This window comes from Bartonella sp. AA9NXGY, from assembly GCF_042196845.1.
GTDB lineage: Bacteria > Pseudomonadota > Alphaproteobacteria > Rhizobiales > Rhizobiaceae > Bartonella.
In genome coordinates, this window is sequence record NZ_JBHIRB010000074.1 from 1 (window position 1) to 1,409 (window position 1,409).

Here is a 1,409-nt window from a genome sequence, read left to right on the forward strand (position 1 = left end):
ACTGAAGAGCATGAAAAGGCGTTCAGAAATGTAAGTGAAGTTGTAATGACACTCGAAGCAGATGTTCAATCACGTGACAAGGAAATTAAAGAACTTAAACAAAAGACTGAAGAACTAAAACAAAGTATAGATGCGTATCGAGAAGAGTTTACACGGAAAAGTGAAAAGATACGGACACTAAAAGCAGATGTGCAATTACGCGACGAGGAAATTAAAGAATTGAAGCAAGAGATTGAAGAACGCGACGACGAGGAAATTAAACAACTGAAGCAAGAGATTAAAGAACGTGACGAGAAAATTCAAAGACTAACACAAGAGCTTAAACAGCGTGATGAAGCAGTAAAAGCGCCGCCTCATAAGAATAAGAAGAAAAGTAAGTGAGGTGAGAGGGATGAGTCCAGAAGAAATTAAGTATTTATCTAAATATATCACATTAATAATTTGTAACGTAGTGGCACTTTATCACGTTTATTACTTCTATAAAAAGACACAAAATTTAAGAGATGAGATAATGGAAAAAGATAAAATAATACACGAGCAAGAAAAGATAATTCAAAAATTATCTCCTTCTAACATTTTCTATTCTTCAAAAGATAGAAAAAAGCTAGGCCAAAACTTAGTTTGAACCACTCTTTCTGGGTGATTTGATGAAGTGTGTTCAATGATAAAGATTGGTACAGTTTCGATATTTGGTTTGAGGTGGCGAACTGTGAGAGTAAATAGTGCTTTTTCATGTCTTTTTAGACTAAAATAGCCGCATATGTCCTGAGAGTTTAAGTCTGCTCTAAAAGGGCTTTCAAACCCCATGTATTTTTCATTCTCAGGGGTAAAAGCTATTACATGATCTATAGAACCACCTTCAACAAATGCAAACGGACTTTTTTTATCTATCTGAAAATTATTCATTTTTATTGAATATTTTGTAGGATTTTTTATGATTACATCTACTCTAATAAAGAAATCTTTACCGCTCCTATATGCGTATGGTTTCCCATCTATAACAACCTTTAGATTTGGACCTAAGTCTCGCGTTTCTTTTTCTTGCCATAAGATGGTGAGATGTTTTTTTGCCGTTTCAGCTTGGCTTTCAAGGTGCTTTATTTGTTCATCTATTTTTTTTAAGTCTTGTTTTCTAAACCAAAAAAGGAAAATTCCATTAAGAATAGCAATGACAGTAGTATCTAATGCACTTATCCATTTAAGTATTGTTTCCATATCCTATACACCCTTCTTTCCTTCATTTTCGGAAAAAAACAATCTTATAAAATACATTTCGTATGGAGTGGCGCTGTGATTAACACGATTCTTTGTTTTGATCTAGGTACCAAAACGGGGTGGGCGATACGTGGTGCAAGTGGTGACATGTTCAGTGGTACCGTGAATTTTCAATCGCGCCGTTTTGAAGGCGG

1 protein-coding gene and 1 pseudogene are annotated in these 1,409 nt (G+C 34.7%); one reads left to right on the plus strand and one right to left on the minus strand.

The window, feature by feature from the left end:
• Positions 1-381 (plus strand): annotated as a pseudogene (locus tag ACFIM6_RS09845) (hypothetical protein); the annotation flags it as partial.
• A gap of 198 nt (positions 382-579) precedes the next feature.
• Here ACFIM6_RS09845 and ACFIM6_RS09850 read toward each other — a convergent pair.
• Complete coding sequence (locus ACFIM6_RS09850; protein WP_375612671.1) at positions 580-1,215, minus strand: hypothetical protein; 636 nt, start codon at positions 1,213-1,215, stop codon at positions 580-582.
• Between the last annotated feature and the right edge of the window lie 194 nt (positions 1,216-1,409).